This is a genomic window from Mesorhizobium sp. WSM4898 (assembly GCF_029625845.1).
Classification (GTDB): Bacteria; Pseudomonadota; Alphaproteobacteria; order Rhizobiales; family Rhizobiaceae; genus Mesorhizobium.
In genome coordinates this window covers 22902-39320 of record NZ_JARTVQ010000011.1, presented here as the reverse complement: position 1 = coordinate 39320, position 16419 = coordinate 22902, and the positions used below count along the sequence as shown (strand labels likewise).

15 protein-coding genes and 1 pseudogene are annotated in these 16419 nt (G+C 62.8%); 5 read left to right on the top strand and 11 right to left on the bottom strand.

Annotated elements, in window-relative coordinates; translation table 11 throughout:
• Positions 1 to 145 precede the first annotated feature (145 nt).
• The 5 genes from P9228_RS27865 (at position 146) to msrB (ending at position 3922) form a co-directional block, all read left to right on the top strand.
• Complete coding sequence (locus P9228_RS27865; protein WP_127247229.1) at positions 146 to 985, top strand: MoxR family ATPase; 840 nt, start codon at positions 146 to 148, stop codon at positions 983 to 985.
• A gap of 90 nt (positions 986 to 1075) precedes the next feature.
• On the top strand, positions 1076 to 1522 hold the full coding sequence (locus P9228_RS27860) for a GNAT family N-acetyltransferase (protein WP_067319706.1): 447 nt from the start codon (positions 1076 to 1078) through the stop codon (positions 1520 to 1522).
• Positions 1523 to 1574: 52 nt separating this feature from the next.
• Positions 1575 to 2180, top strand: coding sequence for a type II toxin-antitoxin system HicB family antitoxin (locus P9228_RS27855; RefSeq protein ID WP_278056664.1), 606 nt, complete (start codon positions 1575 to 1577; stop codon positions 2178 to 2180).
• A 10-nt stretch (positions 2181 to 2190) separates the two neighbouring features.
• On the top strand, positions 2191 to 3381 hold the full coding sequence (locus tag P9228_RS27850) for a VWA domain-containing protein (RefSeq protein ID WP_278056749.1): 1191 nt from the start codon (positions 2191 to 2193) through the stop codon (positions 3379 to 3381).
• Positions 3382 to 3517: 136 nt separating this feature from the next.
• On the top strand, positions 3518 to 3922 hold the full coding sequence (gene msrB, locus P9228_RS27845) for a peptide-methionine (R)-S-oxide reductase MsrB (RefSeq protein WP_095809928.1): 405 nt from the start codon (positions 3518 to 3520) through the stop codon (positions 3920 to 3922).
• A 52-nt stretch (positions 3923 to 3974) separates the two neighbouring features.
• On the opposite strand, the gene P9228_RS27840 is transcribed toward msrB, so the two are convergent.
• The 11 genes and pseudogenes from P9228_RS27840 to P9228_RS27790 form a co-directional block, all read right to left on the bottom strand.
• Positions 3975 to 4274 (bottom strand): hypothetical protein, encoded by a 300-nt coding sequence (locus tag P9228_RS27840; protein WP_278056663.1) that lies wholly within the window; start codon positions 4272 to 4274, stop codon positions 3975 to 3977.
• A gap of 7 nt (positions 4275 to 4281) precedes the next feature.
• Positions 4282 to 4722, bottom strand: a complete 441-nt coding sequence (locus P9228_RS27835; protein ID WP_067001692.1) for a hypothetical protein — start codon at positions 4720 to 4722, stop codon at positions 4282 to 4284.
• Positions 4723 to 4842: 120 nt separating this feature from the next.
• Positions 4843 to 5103 (bottom strand): DUF2312 domain-containing protein, encoded by a 261-nt coding sequence (locus P9228_RS27830; RefSeq protein WP_067001689.1) that lies wholly within the window; start codon positions 5101 to 5103, stop codon positions 4843 to 4845.
• 355 nt (positions 5104 to 5458) lie between these two features.
• On the bottom strand, positions 5459 to 8917 hold the full coding sequence (gene pyc / locus P9228_RS27825; protein ID WP_278056661.1) for a pyruvate carboxylase: 3459 nt from the start codon (positions 8915 to 8917) through the stop codon (positions 5459 to 5461).
• 264 nt (positions 8918 to 9181) lie between these two features.
• Positions 9182 to 10300: a branched-chain amino acid ABC transporter substrate-binding protein gene (locus P9228_RS27820; protein WP_067001684.1), complete on the bottom strand. Its 1119-nt coding sequence runs from the start codon at positions 10298 to 10300 to the stop codon at positions 9182 to 9184.
• A 139-nt stretch (positions 10301 to 10439) separates the two neighbouring features.
• A complete protein-coding gene (locus tag P9228_RS27815) occupies positions 10440 to 10787 on the bottom strand; it encodes a DUF6867 family protein (protein ID WP_067001681.1) in 348 nt (115 codons plus the stop codon).
• A gap of 17 nt (positions 10788 to 10804) precedes the next feature.
• Positions 10805 to 11533 carry an ABC transporter ATP-binding protein gene (locus P9228_RS27810; protein WP_278053530.1) on the bottom strand — a complete coding sequence of 243 codons (729 nt, stop codon included), beginning with the start codon at positions 11531 to 11533 and terminating at the stop codon, positions 10805 to 10807.
• Positions 11534 to 11556: 23 nt separating this feature from the next.
• Positions 11557 to 12639 (bottom strand): annotated as a pseudogene (locus P9228_RS27805) (ABC transporter ATP-binding protein); the annotation flags it as partial.
• A complete protein-coding gene (livM, locus tag P9228_RS27800) occupies positions 12639 to 14030 on the bottom strand; it encodes a high-affinity branched-chain amino acid ABC transporter permease LivM (protein ID WP_067001672.1) in 1392 nt (463 codons plus the stop codon). The pseudogene P9228_RS27805 and the gene livM, both read right to left, overlap by 1 nt.
• Before the next feature lie 5 nt (positions 14031 to 14035).
• Positions 14036 to 14938, bottom strand: coding sequence for a branched-chain amino acid ABC transporter permease LivH (locus P9228_RS27795; protein ID WP_067001669.1), 903 nt, complete (start codon positions 14936 to 14938; stop codon positions 14036 to 14038).
• A 451-nt stretch (positions 14939 to 15389) separates the two neighbouring features.
• On the bottom strand, positions 15390 to 16391 hold the full coding sequence (locus P9228_RS27790) for a 4-hydroxyproline epimerase (protein ID WP_067319515.1): 1002 nt from the start codon (positions 16389 to 16391) through the stop codon (positions 15390 to 15392).
• Between the last annotated feature and the right edge of the window lie 28 nt (positions 16392 to 16419).

Genomic DNA, 16419 nt, shown 5'->3' with positions numbered 1-16419 from the left:
CAATATAGGCCCATGGTTGACCGAGCGCCAGAAGGACACCGCTCCAAGCGGCCGCAAATCTGCGTCATGGGCCTTGCAGCGTTGTCATGCCTTGCACAGCCCGGCCAGCGTCCTTAGGGTCGCGGCCCAACGATCAGGAGAAGAAATGCGTTTCGAAGGCACCGCGGCTTACGTCGCCGACAAGGATTTGATGGTGGCGGTCAACGCCGCGATCGCTCTGGAGCGACCGTTGCTGGTCAAGGGCGAGCCGGGCACCGGCAAGACCGAACTCGCCCGTCAAGTGGCGGCGGCGCTCGACCTCGATTTCATCGAATGGAATGTCAAATCGACCACCAAGGCGCAGCAGGGCCTCTACGAGTATGACGCCGTCTCGCGGCTGCGCGACAGCCAGCTCGGTGACGACCGGTTCAGCGACATCAAGAACTACATCAAACGCGGCAAGCTGTGGGACGCCTTCGCGGCACCGAAAAAGGTCGTTCTCCTGATCGACGAGATCGACAAGGCCGACATCGAATTCCCCAACGATCTTCTGCAGGAACTCGACCGGATGGAGTTCTTCGTCTACGAGACCGGCGAGACCATCCGCGCCGAATTTCGGCCGATCGTCATCATCACCTCCAACAACGAGAAGGAGTTGCCGGACGCCTTTCTGCGCCGCTGCTTTTTCCACTACATCCGCTTCCCCGATATCGAGACGCTGCACCGGATCGTCGACGTCCATTATCCCGGCATCAAGCAGAATCTCGTGCGGGCCGCACTCACCCAGTTCTACGAGATCCGCGACGTGCCCGGGCTGAAGAAGAAACCATCCACCTCCGAAGCGCTCGACTGGATCCGACTGCTGGTCGCCGACGACATCGCGCCGGAGGATCTGCGCGCCGATCCGAAGAACATGTTGCCGAAGCTGCATGGCGCGCTGCTCAAGAACGAGCAGGACGTGCACCTCTTCGAACGCCTGGCCTTCATGGCCAGGCGCCAGCAATAGGCTTGGCAGCAATAGCGCTTTGTCCGTCTGTGGACCGTTGCCGACAGGCGGCGGTTGCCGCAGCTTCCGACCAAAACGTTGGAGGAAAACATGTCCGAGATCACCGTTCGCCCGCTTGCCCAGTCCGACCGCTCCGACTGGCGCCGGCTGTGGACCGCCTATCTCACCTTCTACGAGACCAAGCTGCCGGACGAGGTCTACGACGTCACCTGGAAACGCCTGTTCACGGCGGGCGAGTTCGAGCCGAAAGGCTTTATCGCCACGCTTGAGGGCAAGGCCGTCGGCCTGACCCACTATCTCTACCACCGCTCCTGTTGGTCCGAGGTCAACACCTGCTATCTGCAGGATCTGTTCGCCGACCCCGAAGTGCGCGGCAAGGGCATCGGCGCGGCGTTGATCAAAGCGGTGCAGGACGAGGCGGGCAAGATCGGCGTGAAGAACGTCTACTGGATGACGCACGAGACCAACGCCACCGCGCGCCGGCTGTACGACCATGTGGCCCGGCGCACGGGCTTCATCGAGTACGATCTGTTGTGAAACGGTTGAAACCGGTCCAGCTGCGCAATATATTGCGCATTGGAAAGTTGCCGTGCCGCTGATTGAGACTAACACGCGCAAGATCATAGCGCGGCTTTTGCGCGACGGCTGGTCGAGCGTCGGAGGCGGCAAGCACGACAAATACGAGCACCCGGGAAAATGTGACCATCATCGTGCCGCGGCACCGCGAGCAATCTCCGGGCGTTGCACGCTCGATCGCCAAGCTCGCCGGATGGATTTGAGGCATGATCGCATGACGCATTATATCGGAGTTCTGGACGGCGCGGATAATGTCTGGGGAATCCGGGTCCCCGACCTCCCGGGCTGCCATGGCGGCGGCGCCAGCCCCGAGGAGGCGATTGCCGATGCAGCATCGGCGATACGCGAATGGGCCGAAACTCGGTTGGCAAAGCACGTCTCGTTACCCGAAGCACGAACGGTGGCGGACTTGTTACGATCAGGTGAGATCGATAGCGCCGCAGGCGAGTCTGCCGTCATGATCCCGCTGCTGATCGACTCCGGTCGGTCAGTCCGGGCAAACCTGTCGTTGGACGCTGGTCTGCTTGCGGCGATCGATACTGAAGCCAGCCGCCGGGGCCTGACGCGCTCTGCCTTCATTGCGAGTGCCGCGCGTGAAAAGATCGAGGGGCAGAGATAGCCGTCTGGCGATGTTCATCCCCTTCTTCCTTGAACTGAAAGCCGCGCGGGTTCCCGTTTCGCTCCGGGAGTATCTGTCGCTGCTCGAAGGCCTTGAAGCTGGGCTGGTCGACTACGACGTCGACGGTTTTTACTACCTCGCGCGCTCGGCCCTGGTGAAGGACGAGCGCCATATCGACCGTTTCGATCAGGTGTTCGCGCATGTCTTCAAGGGCGTCGAAGCGCTCGCCGGTCCGGACGCTGTCGACGTCGCCAACATCCCCGAGGAATGGCTGCGCCGGCTCGCCGAAAAGCACCTGAGCGACGAGGAGAAGAAGCTGGTCGAGGCGCTGGGCGGCTTCGACAAGCTGATGGAGACGCTGAAGCAGCGCCTGGAGGAACAGAAGGGCCGGCACCAGGGCGGCTCGAAATGGATCGGCACCGGCGGCACCTCGCCCTTCGGCGCCTATGGCTACAATCCGGAAGGCGTGCGCATCGGCCAGCACGAAAGCCGCCACCGTCGCGCAGTGAAAGTCTGGGACAAGCGCGAGTTCAAGAACTTCGACGACGCGATCGAGCTCGGCACCCGCAACATCAAGGTGGCGCTGAAGCGGCTGCGGCGCTGGGTGCGCGAGGGCGCCGAGGAAGAGTTCGACCTGCCCGGCACCATCCACGCCACCGCCGAGCACGGCTATCTGGACGTGAGAACCCGGCCGGAGCGGCGCAACGCGGTGAAGCTCCTGATGTTCTTCGACGTCGGCGGCTCGATGGATGGTCACGTCAAAACCGTCGAGGAGCTGTTCTCCGCCGCGCGGGCCGAATTCCGCCAGCTCGAGTATTACTACTTCCACAACTGTCTTTACGAGCGCGTCTGGAAGGACAATCGCCGCCGCCTGGCCGAGACGATCCCCACCTTCGACCTCATCCACAAATATGGGCCGGACTATAAGGTGATCGTGGTCGGCGACGCCTCGATGAGCCCTTACGAAATTGCGCATCCCGGCGGCTCGGTCGAGCACTGGAACCCGGAGGCCGGCGGCGTCTGGCTCGGCCGACTGCTGCAGCAGTGGCCGAACGCGGTCTGGTTGAACCCTGAGGCTGAGAAGAACTGGCGCTACACCCATTCCATTGCGATGATCACCGACATCTTCGGTGGCCGCATGTTCCCGCTGACGCTTGCCGGGCTCGAAGCGGCAACGAAGCAGCTATCGAGGAAGCATTGAGCGTGACAGTAATTCGCGGAAACCAGCGGCGATTGCGTTGTCAGTCCCAGCGCTGGTCAGTGGTGTAACAAACACCTATCTTCGTGCGAACATGACATGCCAACCAACAACGAGCCGCCAAGGCCGAGGAGATTTCATGGACACCCACGCCTATCCCGTCACCCGCACCGATGCCGAGTGGCGCGCCCGGCTGACGCCGGAGCAGTATGCCGTCATGCGCAACCACGGCACCGAGCGTCCCGGCAGCTGCGCCCTGCTCTACGAGAAACGCGCCGGCACTTTCTTCTGCGTCGGCTGCGACCAGCCTTTGTTCGAATCCAAGCTGAAGTTCGAGAGCGGCACCGGCTGGCCGAGTTTCAACGATCCGGTCCCGGGCTCGATCGAGACCACCGTCGACCGCAGCTACGGCATGGTCCGTACCGAGTGCCACTGCTCGCGTTGCGGCAGCCATCTCGGCCATGTCTTCGAGGACGGTCCGCCGCCGACCGGCCTGCGCTATTGCATCAACGGCGTGGCGTTGCGCTTCGAGCCGGCGGCCTGACAGCCAGTTCGTAGTAGCTTTGTAAGGGCGGCTTCGGCCGCCCTTTTTCGATTCAGACGACGACCGTCGCGATCAGCCAGAGCGCCGAGCCCAGCATCATCAACTGCACCTTGAACCCGCCGGCCGTTTCCGCCGTTCGCCAGACGGCAAGGGCGAGAAAGATGTTGTAGGGGGCGGGAAGGAAATGCACCGTGAGCACCAGCCAGAGCGGCAGCTTCAGCCCAAGCAGGACAAGCGCCAGCCCGGACGAAGCGATGTTGATCGCCGTGCCGGCGAGCAGCATGTCGCGCCAGAACAGCCGGTCGAGCGGCACAATGCCTTGCCAGCGCGAGCGGAAGAAGCCGGCAACCATCTGTGCTCTACTCCTGCCTCAGCACTTGGGTGACGGCTTGCTCGAAGCGCGAGCATTCCGTCGCCAGCCAGTCGGCCATGGCCGGCCAATTGTCCTCGGCAAAGCAGTTGACCCGCCACTGCGAATTGATGCCGAGATTCTGCGCGCTCTGCTCCGGCCTGAGCTTCAGCCGCGCCTCGATCGCCGGTTGGAACGGCATCAGCCGCGTCCAGACCTCCGTCGCGCCGAGCTTCTCGTTGCGGCCGAAGAAGACGCCGACCACGTTCTCGCTGGGCGCGACATACATGGACAGCACCAGGGCGAACTCCGGCATTCCGCGCTGCCAGAACCATGGCCCGCGTCGCGCCAGCCGCGCCCTTTCTTCCGGGTGCCGTTCGGCGAACAGCGCCCAGAACCCGCGATGCCGGAACTCCGAAGCGCGATGGCCGCCGAAGTCGAACTCACTCATGGCCGTCCCTAGAGGCAATTCCAGGAAGTGTAACGGTTTCCGTCCGGAATTGCGCAAAAGCAAATGGTTGGAGCAGTTCAGCGATTCCATCAAGACGCTGAACTGCTCTAGCCGCGAGCCTTACACCATGCCGAGCGCGGCCTTGTACAGATCGAGGATCGACTCCTCCTCCTGGCGCTCGGCCTGATCCTTCTTGCGCAGCCGGACGATGGTGCGGATCGCCTTGGTGTCGAAGCCGGTGCCCTTGGCCTCGCCATAGACGTCCTTGATGTCGTCGGAAATCGTCTTCTTTTCTTCCTCGAGCCGCTCGATGCGCTCGATGATGGCGCGCAGCTGGCCGGCGGCTACAGTCTGGCTGGTCTCGGTGATCTCGTCGGCCATTTTTTCTCTCCGCGTTTTTTTGCGCCACGGCGATTCCCGCCCGGCAAAATTGGAGCGGGTTCGATGCCCGAGCAGACGCGGCGGGTCAAGACATTATCGATGCGGCATGAAGGGTTGGAGCACCCCAGGCTGTGCTGAGATTCTGGTCAGGCCGAGCCGGAGTCGAAGACGGGCGCGAAGCGGCGAGAACGGTTGTTCCGAGAACCGGAGCCGAGCATGCTTGGAGTACGTGGGCACGGGCCTAAGCTGGCCGTAGCCTTAACTGCGACGTGCCTGGTGAGTGCTTCGGCGGCGAAGGCCGGAACCCCAGGAAGCCGGCGTTTTGCAGGCCGGCCTCACCTGAAGATCAGCACATTCAGCCAAAGGCGATGAGCAAATCCTTCGCATCGATCTGGTCGCCGGCCTTGACCAGCACCTCAGCCACCACGCCGTCGCGCTCGGCGTGCAACGCGGTCTCCATCTTCATCGCCTCGATCGAGAGCAGCACGTCGCCCGCCTTGACCGCCTGGCCTGGCGCCACGGCAAGAGCCGACACCACGCCCGGCATCGGCGCCCCGACATGCGCCTCGTTGCCCGGCTCGGCCTTGCGCCGCGCCTTGGCGGCCGAAGCGCCATGCGCGCGGTCCGGCACCTTCACGCGACGCGGCTGGCCGTTGAGCTCGAAGAAGACGGTGACCATGCCTTTTTCGTCGACGTCACCGAACGCCTGGCAGCGTATCACCAGGGTCTTGCCCTTCTCGATGTCGACGAAGATCTCGTCTTCCGACTTCATGCCGTAGAAATAGGTCGGCGTCGGCAGCACGCTGACCGGGCCATAGGTCTCCTGAGCGGCGGCGAAGTCGGTGAAGACTTTCGGATACATCAGCCAGGAGGCGAATTCGAACTCGGTGAGCTTGCGCTCGAGCTTCTCCTCGATCTCCTTGCGGCTGGCCTTGAGGTTCGCCGGCTTGAGCAGCGAGCCGGGCCGGACGGTGATCGGCTTTTCGCCCTTCAGCGCCTTCTTCTGCAGCGCTTGCGGCCAACCGCCGGGCGACTGGCCGAGATCGCCGCGCAGCATCGAGACGACCGAATCCGGGAAGGCGATGTCCTTCGCCGGGTTCTCGACATCGGCGACTGTGAGGTCCTGGCTCACCATCATCAGCGCCATGTCGCCGACCACTTTCGACGACGGCGTCACCTTGACGATGTCGCCGAACATCAGGTTGACGTCGTGATAGGCCTGCGCCACCTCGTGCCAGCGCGTTTCAAGCCCAAGCGAGCGCGCCTGTTCCTTGAGATTGGTGAACTGGCCGCCCGGCATCTCGTGCAGATAGACTTCCGAGGCCGGTCCCTTGAGGTCGCTTTCAAAGGCGGCGTATTGGTTGCGAACCGCTTCCCAGTAGAACGAGATGTGGCGGATCCACTGGGGGTCGAGGCCGGGGTCGCGCTCGGTACCCTTGAGCGCCTCGACGATCGAGCCGAGACAAGGCTGCGAGGTGTTGCCGGAGAACGAATCCATCGCCGCGTCGATGGCGTCGACGCCGGTCTCGACCGCCGCCAGAACCGTCGCCGCCGACAGGCCGGAGGTGTCGTGCGTGTGGAAATGGATCGGCAGGTCGGTCTCTTCGCGCAGCGCCTTGAACAGCACGCGCGCCGCCGAGGGCTTCAACAGGCCCGCCATGTCCTTGACGGCGATGATATGCGCCCCGGCCGCTTCCAGTTCCTTCGCCAGCCCGACATAATATTTCAGGTCGTATTTGGCGCGCTCCGGATCGAGTATGTCGCCGGTGTAGCACATCGCCGCTTCGATCAGCTTGCCCTCGGCGCCCACCGCGTCCATGGCGACGCGCATGTTCTCGACCCAGTTCAAGCAGTCGAAGACGCGGAACAGGTCGACGCCGCCGGCGGCTGCCTGTCTAACGAAATGCTGCACGACATTGTCGGGATAGTTGGTGTAGCCGACGCCGTTAGCACCGCGCAGAAGCATCTGCAGCAGAAGATTGGGGGCTGCCTCGCGCACTCTGTTCAGACGCTCCCATGGATCCTCGGTGAGGAAGCGCATGGCGACGTCGAAGGTGGCGCCGCCCCAGCATTCCAGTGAGAGCAGTTGCGGCAGCGCTCGCGCATAGGTGCCGGCGATGCCGGCGATGTCGTAGGTGCGCATGCGGGTGGCGAGCAGCGACTGGTGTCCGTCGCGCATCGTCGTGTCGGTAACGAGCACCTGGGCTTGCTCGCGCATCCATGCCGCGAACTTCTGAGGCCCGAGCGCGTCGAGCCGCTGCTTGCTGCCGTCCGGCACCTTGCCGTTGAGATAGGGCACCACAGGCGCCGCCGCATCCGCCTTCGGCACCGGCCGTCCGCGCGTCTCGGGATGGCCGTTGACGCTGACGTCGGCGAGATAATTGAGCAGCTTGGTGGCGCGGTCCTGCCGCTTGACCTGCTCGAACAGCTCCGGCGTCGTGTCGATGAACTTGGTGGTGTAGGAATTGTCGGCGAAGCTCGGGTGGTTGATGATCGCTTCGAGGAAGGTGAGGTTGGTGGCGACCCCGCGGATGCGGAACTCGCGCAATGCCCGGTTCATGCGCGCGATCGTCTCGCCCGGCGTCGGCGCCCAGGCCGTCACCTTTTCGAGCAGCGGATCGTAGAACCGGGTGATGACCGCGCCCGAATAGGCGGTGCCGCCGTCGAGGCGGATGCCGAAGCCGGTGGCGCCGCGATATGCGGTGATGCGCCCGTAATCGGGGATGAAATTGTGTTCCGGGTCCTCGGTGGTGATGCGGCACTGCAGGGCGTGGCCGTTGAGCTTAATGTCCTTCTGCGCCGGCACGCCGGACTCCGGCGTGCCGATGGCGAAGCCGTCGAGGATGTGGATTTGCGCCTTCACGATATCGATGCCGGTCACCATCTCGGTGACGGTATGCTCGACCTGGATGCGCGGGTTGACCTCGATGAAATAGAACTTGCCGGTGTCGGCGTCCTGCAGGAACTCGACGGTGCCGGCTCCGATGTAGCTGGTCTCGCGCGCGATCTTCAGCGCGTAGGCGCAGAGTTCCTCGCGCAGTTTCTCGCTGAGGTAGGGAGCCGGGGCACGTTCGACGACCTTCTGGTTACGGCGCTGGATCGAGCAGTCGCGCTCGAACAGGTGCACGGCATTGCCCTGCGTGTCGCCCAGCACCTGCACCTCGACATGGCGGGCGCGCTCGATCAGCTTTTCGAGATAGACCTCGTCCTTGCCGAAGGCGGCCTTCGCCTCGCGTTTGCCTTCCATGACTTCGCGCGCGAGGTCGGCTTCAGCGCGGATGGCGCGCATGCCGCGGCCGCCGCCACCCCACGAGGCCTTGAGCATCACCGGATAGCCTATTTCCGCAGCGAGCTTTTTCACCTCGTCCATATCGTCGGGCAGCGGATCGGTGGCGGGCACGACCGGCACGCCGACCGCGATCGCCAGGTTGCGCGCCGCCACCTTGTTGCCGAGCCGGCGCATCGTCTCGGGCTTCGGCCCAATGAAGGTGATGCCGGCGGCAGCGCAGGCCTCGGCGAATTCGGGGCTTTCCGACAACAGGCCGTAGCCGGGGTGGATCGCATCCGCACCCGAGAGGCGCGCGACGCGGATCACCTCGTCGATCGACAGATAGCTTTCGATCGGACCCATGTCCTTGGTGAGATGCGGGCCGCGCCCGACCTGGTAGCTTTCGTCGGCCTTGAAGCGGTGCAGCGAATATTTGTCCTCTTCCGCCCAGATCGCCACGGTTTTGAGGCCTAGTTCGTTGGCCGCGCGAAAGACGCGGATGGCGATTTCGGACCGGTTGGCGACGAGGATCTTCGTGATTGCCAAGGACTGGGCTCCAGTAGCGGAAGGTGAGGTGAACCGGCGCAATGATTAGCTTGAAAATGCTGCAGCGCAAACAAAATAGCGCGACACTTCAATCGATTTAAATCGTTCGTTTGCGCCAAACCTTCGCCACGGCCTCCGAGCGCCTGGACGACAACGCCGACGAACCTGGCGGGGATACGATTGCCAGGCTGGATGCCCAGCCAAACAAAAAATGCCCGGCGCTCAGCGCCGGGCATCTCGGAAAGTCGGTTCTTCTTTGCCGGCTTATTGCTCGAAGTAGGAGTACTTGCCGTCTTCGCCCTTCTTCCAGGTGTACATGACATAGTCCGGGCGAGTGATGTCGCCCTTGGAGTCATAACCAATGTCGCCGATGGCGGTCTTCCAGGGGCCGCCCGACTTGATCGTCTCGGCGACTTTCTGCGCATCGTCGGCGGAGCCGGTCTTCGTGATGGCCGCAGCGATGATCTGGATCGCGGCGTAGGAGTAGAGCGTGTAGGCCTCCGGTTCGAAACCGGCAGCGCGGAACTTCTCCACGAGCTCCTTGGCGTTCGGGTTCTTGCGCGGATCCGGCGCGAACGTCATCAGCGTGCCTTGGACGGCGTCGCCGGCGATCGAGGCGAGCTCGTTCGACACGATGCCATCGCCCGACATGAACTGGGCCTTGAGGCCCTGGTCGGCGAGCTGGCGGATGATGAGGCCGGCTTCCGTATGCAGGCCGCCATAGTAGACGACGGAGATACCGGCTTCCTTCATCTTGGCGATGAGCGCCGAGAAGTCCTTGTCGCCGACATTGATGCCTTCATACATGGCTTCGTTGACGCCATTGGCATTGAGCGCCTTCTTGGTTTCGTCGGCAAGGCCCTGGCCATAAGGGGTCTTGTCATGGATGAGCGCGATCTTGGCGTCCTTGAAGTTCTTGGCGACATAGTCGCCGGCAACCTTGCCCTGCTGGTCGTCGCGTCCGCAGGTGCGGAACGTATTCCACATGCCGCGTTCGGTGAACTTGGGATTGGTCGCGGCCGGCGTGATTTCGAGGATGCCATTCTCGGCATAGACTTCCGACGCAGGAATTGAGACGCCCGAATTGAAGTGGCCATCGACGAACTTGATGCCGTCGGCGACAAACTTGTTGGCGACCGAGATGCCCTGCTTCGGATCCGACACGTCGTCACCCACACTCAGCTTAAGTTGCTGGCCGAGGACTCCGCCGGCCGCGTTGATGTCGGCGACCGCCTGTTCGGCGCCCTTCTGCAGCTGCGCGCCGAAGGCCGCGTTCGGACCGGTGATCGGACCGGCGACGCCGATCAGAATGTCGGCCCACGCGCTGCCGCTGAACGCGATGAACGCGGTCAGCGCCACGGCGGACAAGAGTGATTTTTTCATTGAAACGCTCCCATTTACGGAGTGGGCGTGGATGATACTTTCATGCGATGCCCACCCTTATCGCAGAAAGCATAGAATGCCGATTTTCAGGCACTTGTCACGCCAAATTCATTCCCCGGAACGGCGTTGATCATGAACGTCAACCCTTTGGTTTCCAGCTCAATAAGGAGGCTCTTTCGTAGAGCCAATTATACTGAGTGACCATCTGGTTAGTGCGCGTGTATTGATACCCAAGGAAGCCCAGTATCATCAGCACGATGGTGTCGACGATATAGTAGTGCAGCGAAAACATCGTGCCGTCGAACAGCGCGTGGTGGATGAACCTTATGCCGATGCCGAGTCCGAGCATATAGAGGAACAGCTGAAAGAAGCTGCGCCAGGTCTGCGCGCTCGCCTTGCCGGTCATCCACGCCGCCCATCCGCCGAGCAGGCAGGTGACGAACAGGAACTGCCAGATCGAGGCTTCCTCGTAGAGAATGCCCTGCATGATGAAGTCTCCTGAACTCAGTGGTGGCCGCCTTCGAGATAGGCGGCGCGCACTTCCGGATTGGCGAGCAGCTCCTTGCCGGTGCCGCTCATCGTCACATTGCCGTTGACCATGACGTAGCCGCGATTGGCGAGCTTCAGCGCGCCGAAGGCGTTCTGCTCGACCAGGAACACGGTCAGCCCTTGGGTCCGGTTCAATTCGCGGATGGCATCGAAGATCTGCTTGACGATCAGCGGCGCGAGGCCCAGCGACGGCTCGTCGAGCAGAAGCAGCTTCGGCCGGGCCATCAGCGCACGGCCGATCGACAGCATCTGCTGCTCGCCGCCCGAGAGCGTGCCGCCGCGCTGGCCGATGCGCTCCTTCAGCCGCGGGAACAGCGAAAACACCTTCTCGGCATCCTCGTCAAAATGTTTGAGGTTGTCGAGGCTGGCGCCCATCTGCAGGTTTTCCATCACCGTCATGCGCGGAAAGATGCGGCGTCCCTCCGGCGACTGGGCGATGCGCATCCGCGCGATCTCGTGCGTCGGCAACTGCGTGATGTCGTTGCCGGCAAAGGTGATGGAGCCGCTGCGCGCACGCGGCGCGCCGAAGATCGTCATCATCAACGTCGACTTGCCGGCGCCGTTGGCGCCGATCAGCGCCACGATCTCACCTTGGTTGACGGTGACGTCGACACCGTTCAGCGCGCGGATGTTGCCGTAATAGGTCTGCACGCCCTTGATATCGAGCAGCGTTGTGCCGGCCATTACTTACGCCCTCCGCGCGGCTTGGCTGTCGAGGATTTCGCGGCTGGCTTGCCCGTGGCCCGCTCGGACGACTTTCTTGGCGTTTTGGCCTTGGCATCGACCTGAGCCGCTTTCGAGGCGCCTCTCGATACCATGACCCGTTCGCCCTCGTCCGCGTGTTCGACAGTATCGGAAACCGGCCCCGCCATCATCGAGGCGGAACTGCCCGGCCCGTGCGCCGCATCAGGCCCGGTATCGAGCTGCTCGATGACATCCTCGTCGCCGACTTCGGTCAGCACCTCTTCCACTTCCTCGTCGTCGACACCGAGATAGGCGGCAATCACGCGCGGATCGGTCCGGACCGACTGCGGGCTGCCGTCGGAGATCTTGCGGCCGTACTCCAGCACCACGACGTGGTCGGAGATCTGCATGACCACCGACATGTCGTGCTCGATGAGCAGGATCGACGTGCCGGTGTTGTCCTTAATGTCCATCAACAGTTCATTGAGCGAGGCCGATTCCTTCGGATTGAGACCGGCGGCCGGCTCGTCGAGGCACAAAAGCTCAGGTCCGGTGCACATGGCGCGCGCGATCTCCAGCCGCCGTTGCGCGCCATAGGGCAGGTCGCCGGCCGGATCGTCGGCGCGGTCGACGAGATTGGCCTTTTCCAGCCAGTGCTTGGCGAGATCGATCGATTCAGCCGAGGCCTGCCGGTAGCTGGAGAAGCCGAACAGGCCGAGGAAGGTATAGCCCGAGGCCTTCATCAGCTTGTTGTGCTGGGCGACCAGGAGGTTCTCCAGCAGCGTCATGCCCGAGAACAGGCGGATGTTCTGGAAGGTGCGCGCCACCTTGGCGCGCGCGGGGATCTCGTGATTGGGCAAGCGCTCGAGCAGAAAGTTCGAGCCGTCGCGCCGGCTGAGCGTGATCATGCCCTCCGACGGTTTGTAGAAGCCGGTGATGCAATTGAACACGGTCGTCTTGCCGGCACCGTTCGGCCCGATCAGCGCGGTGATCTCGCCGCGCTTGGCCTGGAACGACAGGTCGCCGATGGCGATCAGGCCGCCGAACTTCATCGACAGATGCTCGACCTGCAGGATGAAGTCGTTCATGGAAACTTGCGCGTTCATCAGCCGTGGCCCTCCTTGGTGAAGGAGCCTGACACCGCTTTTCGCTCCTTGAGGAAGGCTGTTGGTTCTCGACTGCCGACGAAGCCGCGCGGCTTCCACAGCATGACGATCACCATCGCAACGCCGAACAATAGCATGCGGTAGAGCTCCGGCGTGAAGTCCGGACCGAACACCACCTTGAGGAAGCCCAGCTCGCGCAGGATCTCGGTGCCGCCGATCATCACCAGTGCCGCCACCGCGATGCCGCCCAACGAGCCCATGCCGCCGAGCACGACGATGGCCAGGATGATCGCCGATTCAAGGAAGACGAAGGATTCCGGGCTGACGAAGCCCTGGCGCGCGGCGAAGAACGAGCCGGCGAAGCCGCCGAACATGGCGCCGGTGGCGAACGCCGTCAGCTTGGTGGTGGTGGTATTGATGCCGAGCGAGCGGCAGGCGATCTCGTCCTCGCGCAGCGCTTCCCAGGCGCGGCCCACCGGCAGGCGGCGCAGCCTGATGGTGACGAAGGCGGTGAGGAAGCAGAGCGCCAGAATGAGATAATAGAGGAAGATCTTGTAGTAGGCGCCCGACTGAGCGATCCCCAGCACCTTGGCGATGTAGTTCGGGTCCGAGACGTTGAACGACATGAGCCCGAAGAAGGAGACCTTCGGGATGCCGGAAATGCCGGCCGAGCCATTGGTCACCTCACGCCAGTTGATCAGCACCAGACGGATGATCTCGCCGAAGGCGAGCGTGACGATAGCCAGATAGTCGCCGCGCAGCCGCAGCACCGGGAAGCCGAGCATGACGCCCCAGAAGGCGGCCATGGCGCCGGCGGCAGGCAGCAGGATCCAAAACGACAGGCCAAAATGCGTGCCGAGCAGCGCATAGGCATAGGCGCCAACGGCGTAAAAGGCGACATAGCCGAGGTCGAGCAGGCCGGCTAGCCCGATGACGATGTTGAGGCCCCAGGCCAGCATCACATAGATCAGGATCTGGATGCCGAAATTGTCGACCCATTTGAGCGAGCCCTGGAAGCCGAACAGGAGCACCATCGCCACTGGATAGAGGATCAGCACCGTGGCGCCGATCTTGTTGAAGTTTCGCCGCACGAAGCCGGGCTCCACGGCGATCGCAGGCGCCTTGGCCCTTTCAGCCCTTGATCGTTCGAGCGCCGGAACCGCATAGGCAACATAGAGGAAGCGCCCGACGACAACGGCGAGAACCACCAGGGCGAGCAGGCCCCAGCGCTGCACCAGGATCAGCTCGTTGTTGATGTTCTGATCGGTCCTGAGACCGATGAACAGCACGAACAGGCCGAGCGCGATGGCGCCGGCGTAGAGCGCTTCGCGGAACGCGCGCTGGATGGGAGTAGCGACGACGTCGCGCTCCGGAGAAACGGTAACGGCCATGAGGATCAGACCTTTTCGACTTCAGGCCGGCCCAGGATGCCGGAGGGCAGGAAGATGAGCACGATCGCCAGGATCGAGAAGGCCGCGACGTCCTTGTAGTCGATCGAGAAATAGGCCGACCACATGCTCTCGATGAAGCCGATCAAAAGCCCGCCGAGCACTGCGCCCGGCAGCGAGCCGATGCCGCCAAGCACCGCCGCCGTGAAGGCCTTCACGCCCGGCACGAAACCGTCTGAGAAGACCACCACGCCATAATACATCAAGAAAAGCGTCCCGGCGACCGCGGCAAGCGCTGCGCCCATGATGAAGGTGATGGAGATTGTGCGGTCGACGTCGACGCCAAGTAGCGCCGCCATCTTGCGGTCCTGCTCGCAGGCGCGCTGCGCCCGCCCCAATGCCGTCCTGTTGACGAGATACCAGAAGATCGCCAGCAGCACGGCAGTGACGAGCACGATGATGATCTGCTTCAGCGAGACGCTGATGCCGTCGATCGTATAGACCTGGCTGACCAGCGGCGGGATCGGCTTGTTGCGCGGCCCTTGCGTGACCTGCACGAAGTTGGACAGGGCGATCGACATGCCGATGGCGGTGATCAGCGGCGCGAGCCGGAACGATCCGCGCAGCGGCCTGTAGGCCACCTTCTCGATCGTCCAGTTGTAAAGACTGGTGAGCAGCATGCCCACGATCATCATGATCAGGAGCGCCACCACCACCGGCACCGAGTAGAACATCGCGCCGAGGATCAGGAAGACGATGAGGGCCGTGAAGGCGCCCACCATGAAGATATCGCCATGGGCGAAATTGATCATGCCGATGATGCCGTAGACCATCGTGTAGCCGATCGCGATCAGCCCGTAGATAGATCCCAGCGTCAGCCCGTTGATAAGCTGCTGGACGAAATACTGCATATTTAAGCGGCTCCCCTGGAATGTCGCCTTCGAGGACGCATTCCTTTTCGTATTGCCCCTAGTCGTAAAGTTTCAAGCCCGGATTGCAACGTGATTTTTCAATCGCCGCGCGTGGTTTGGAAGCACGCTGCCCGATTGCCCGCTTTCTCGCACCCGGCCCCTGGACTATCGCGGACCCTATCATTGGCACAACGCAATGTCTTTGACGATTAAGCCGTATCATGCGCGTCGTTTCGAAGAAATCGCCGTCAAAATAAATTGATGAGAAGATTCCTTGCGTCAGCGGCAGCGCTCGATTTTGCCGTCCCGCGCATTCCGCCAAGTCAGGATTCTGCTCGGTATGACGGTCATGTGACGGCGAGGCGAACGGCGGCCGAAATCACCTTTGCCGATTGGTTCGGTAGTCAGGTTTCGACGAACGACGAGGCGGCCTGACGCCGAACGGGAGCGATCAGGTGACGATGAACCCGTGCGCGAACGGATCGCGGTCGTCGATGAAGATGGTGTTCAGTCCGGTCATGCGCGCCCAGCCGCCGATCGAGGGGATGATGGCTGGTTTGCCGGCAACGCTGACCTCCTTTTCGACCCTGCCCTTGAACAGCGAGCCGATGATCGACTCATGGACAAAACTGTCGCCGACCTCGAGCCTGCCCTTGGCGTGGAGCTGCGCCATGCGCGCCGAGGTGCCGGTGCCGCAAGGCGAGCGGTCGATCGCCTTGTCGCCATAGAACACGGCATTGCGGGCATCGGCCTCGGCATCTCTCGGCTTGCCGGTCCACAGCATGTGCGACAGCCGGTTGATGCCCGGGTTCTCCGGATGCACGAACGAGTATTTCTCGTTCAGGCGCTGGCGCACAAGCGGGCTCCAGGCGATGAGGTCGGCGGCCGAATGGTCGGCCATGTCGCGGTAGTTCTCCTGCGGCTCGACGATGGCATAGAAATTGCCGCCATAAGCGACGTCGACGCTGATCTCGCCAAGCACCGGGCACTCCACCGACAGCCCTTCGGCGTAAAGGAAGGACGGCACGTTGGTGATGCGCACCTCCTCGACATATTCGCCGACCTGTTTGTATTCGGCGACGACTAGGCCGGCCGGCGTGTCGAGCCTGAGCACGCCCGGCGTCTTCGGCCTCACCAGCCCATGCTCGATCGCCATCGTCACGGTGCCGATGGTGCCGTGGCCGCACATCGGCAGGCAGCCCGAGGTTTCGATGAAGAGGATCGCGATATCGCAGTCCTCGCGCGTCGGCGGATAGAGGATCGAGCCGGACATCACGTCATGACCGCGCGGCTCGAACATCAGCCCGGTCCGGATCCAGTCATATTCGGCGAGGAAATGCGCCCGCCGTTCCATCATCGTCGCGCCTTCTAGCAGTGGGCCGCCGCCGGCAACCAGCCTCACCGGATTGCCGCAGGTGTGGCCGTCGATGCAGAAGAAGGATGTCTTGGCCATGATGGCTCCCTGAAATATCAGAATTCTG

Excerpts from the sequence above, each read along its gene's own strand:
- P9228_RS27835 (WP_067001692.1), bottom strand. The coding sequence starts at position 4,722 with ATGAGTGAGTTCGACTTCGGCGGCCATCGCGCTTCGGAGTTCCGGCAT.
- P9228_RS27795 (WP_067001669.1), bottom strand. The coding sequence starts at position 14,938 with ATGCAGTATTTCGTCCAGCAGCTTATCAACGGGCTGACGCTGGGATCT.
- P9228_RS27790 (WP_067319515.1), bottom strand. The coding sequence starts at position 16,391 with ATGGCCAAGACATCCTTCTTCTGCATCGACGGCCACACCTGCGGCAAT.
- P9228_RS27850 (WP_278056749.1), top strand. The coding sequence starts at position 2,191 with ATGTTCATCCCCTTCTTCCTTGAACTGAAAGCCGCGCGGGTTCCCGTT.
- msrB (WP_095809928.1), top strand. The coding sequence starts at position 3,518 with ATGGACACCCACGCCTATCCCGTCACCCGCACCGATGCCGAGTGGCGC.
- P9228_RS27810 (WP_278053530.1), bottom strand. The coding sequence starts at position 11,533 with ATGGCCGGCACAACGCTGCTCGATATCAAGGGCGTGCAGACCTATTAC.
- P9228_RS27860 (WP_067319706.1), top strand. The coding sequence starts at position 1,076 with ATGTCCGAGATCACCGTTCGCCCGCTTGCCCAGTCCGACCGCTCCGAC.
- livM (WP_067001672.1), bottom strand. The coding sequence starts at position 14,030 with ATGGCCGTTACCGTTTCTCCGGAGCGCGACGTCGTCGCTACTCCCATC.
- P9228_RS27830 (WP_067001689.1), bottom strand. The coding sequence starts at position 5,103 with ATGGCCGACGAGATCACCGAGACCAGCCAGACTGTAGCCGCCGGCCAG.
- P9228_RS27840 (WP_278056663.1), bottom strand. The coding sequence starts at position 4,274 with ATGGTTGCCGGCTTCTTCCGCTCGCGCTGGCAAGGCATTGTGCCGCTC.
- P9228_RS27820 (WP_067001684.1), bottom strand. The coding sequence starts at position 10,300 with ATGAAAAAATCACTCTTGTCCGCCGTGGCGCTGACCGCGTTCATCGCG.
- P9228_RS27815 (WP_067001681.1), bottom strand. The coding sequence starts at position 10,787 with ATGCAGGGCATTCTCTACGAGGAAGCCTCGATCTGGCAGTTCCTGTTC.
- P9228_RS27865 (WP_127247229.1), top strand. The coding sequence starts at position 146 with ATGCGTTTCGAAGGCACCGCGGCTTACGTCGCCGACAAGGATTTGATG.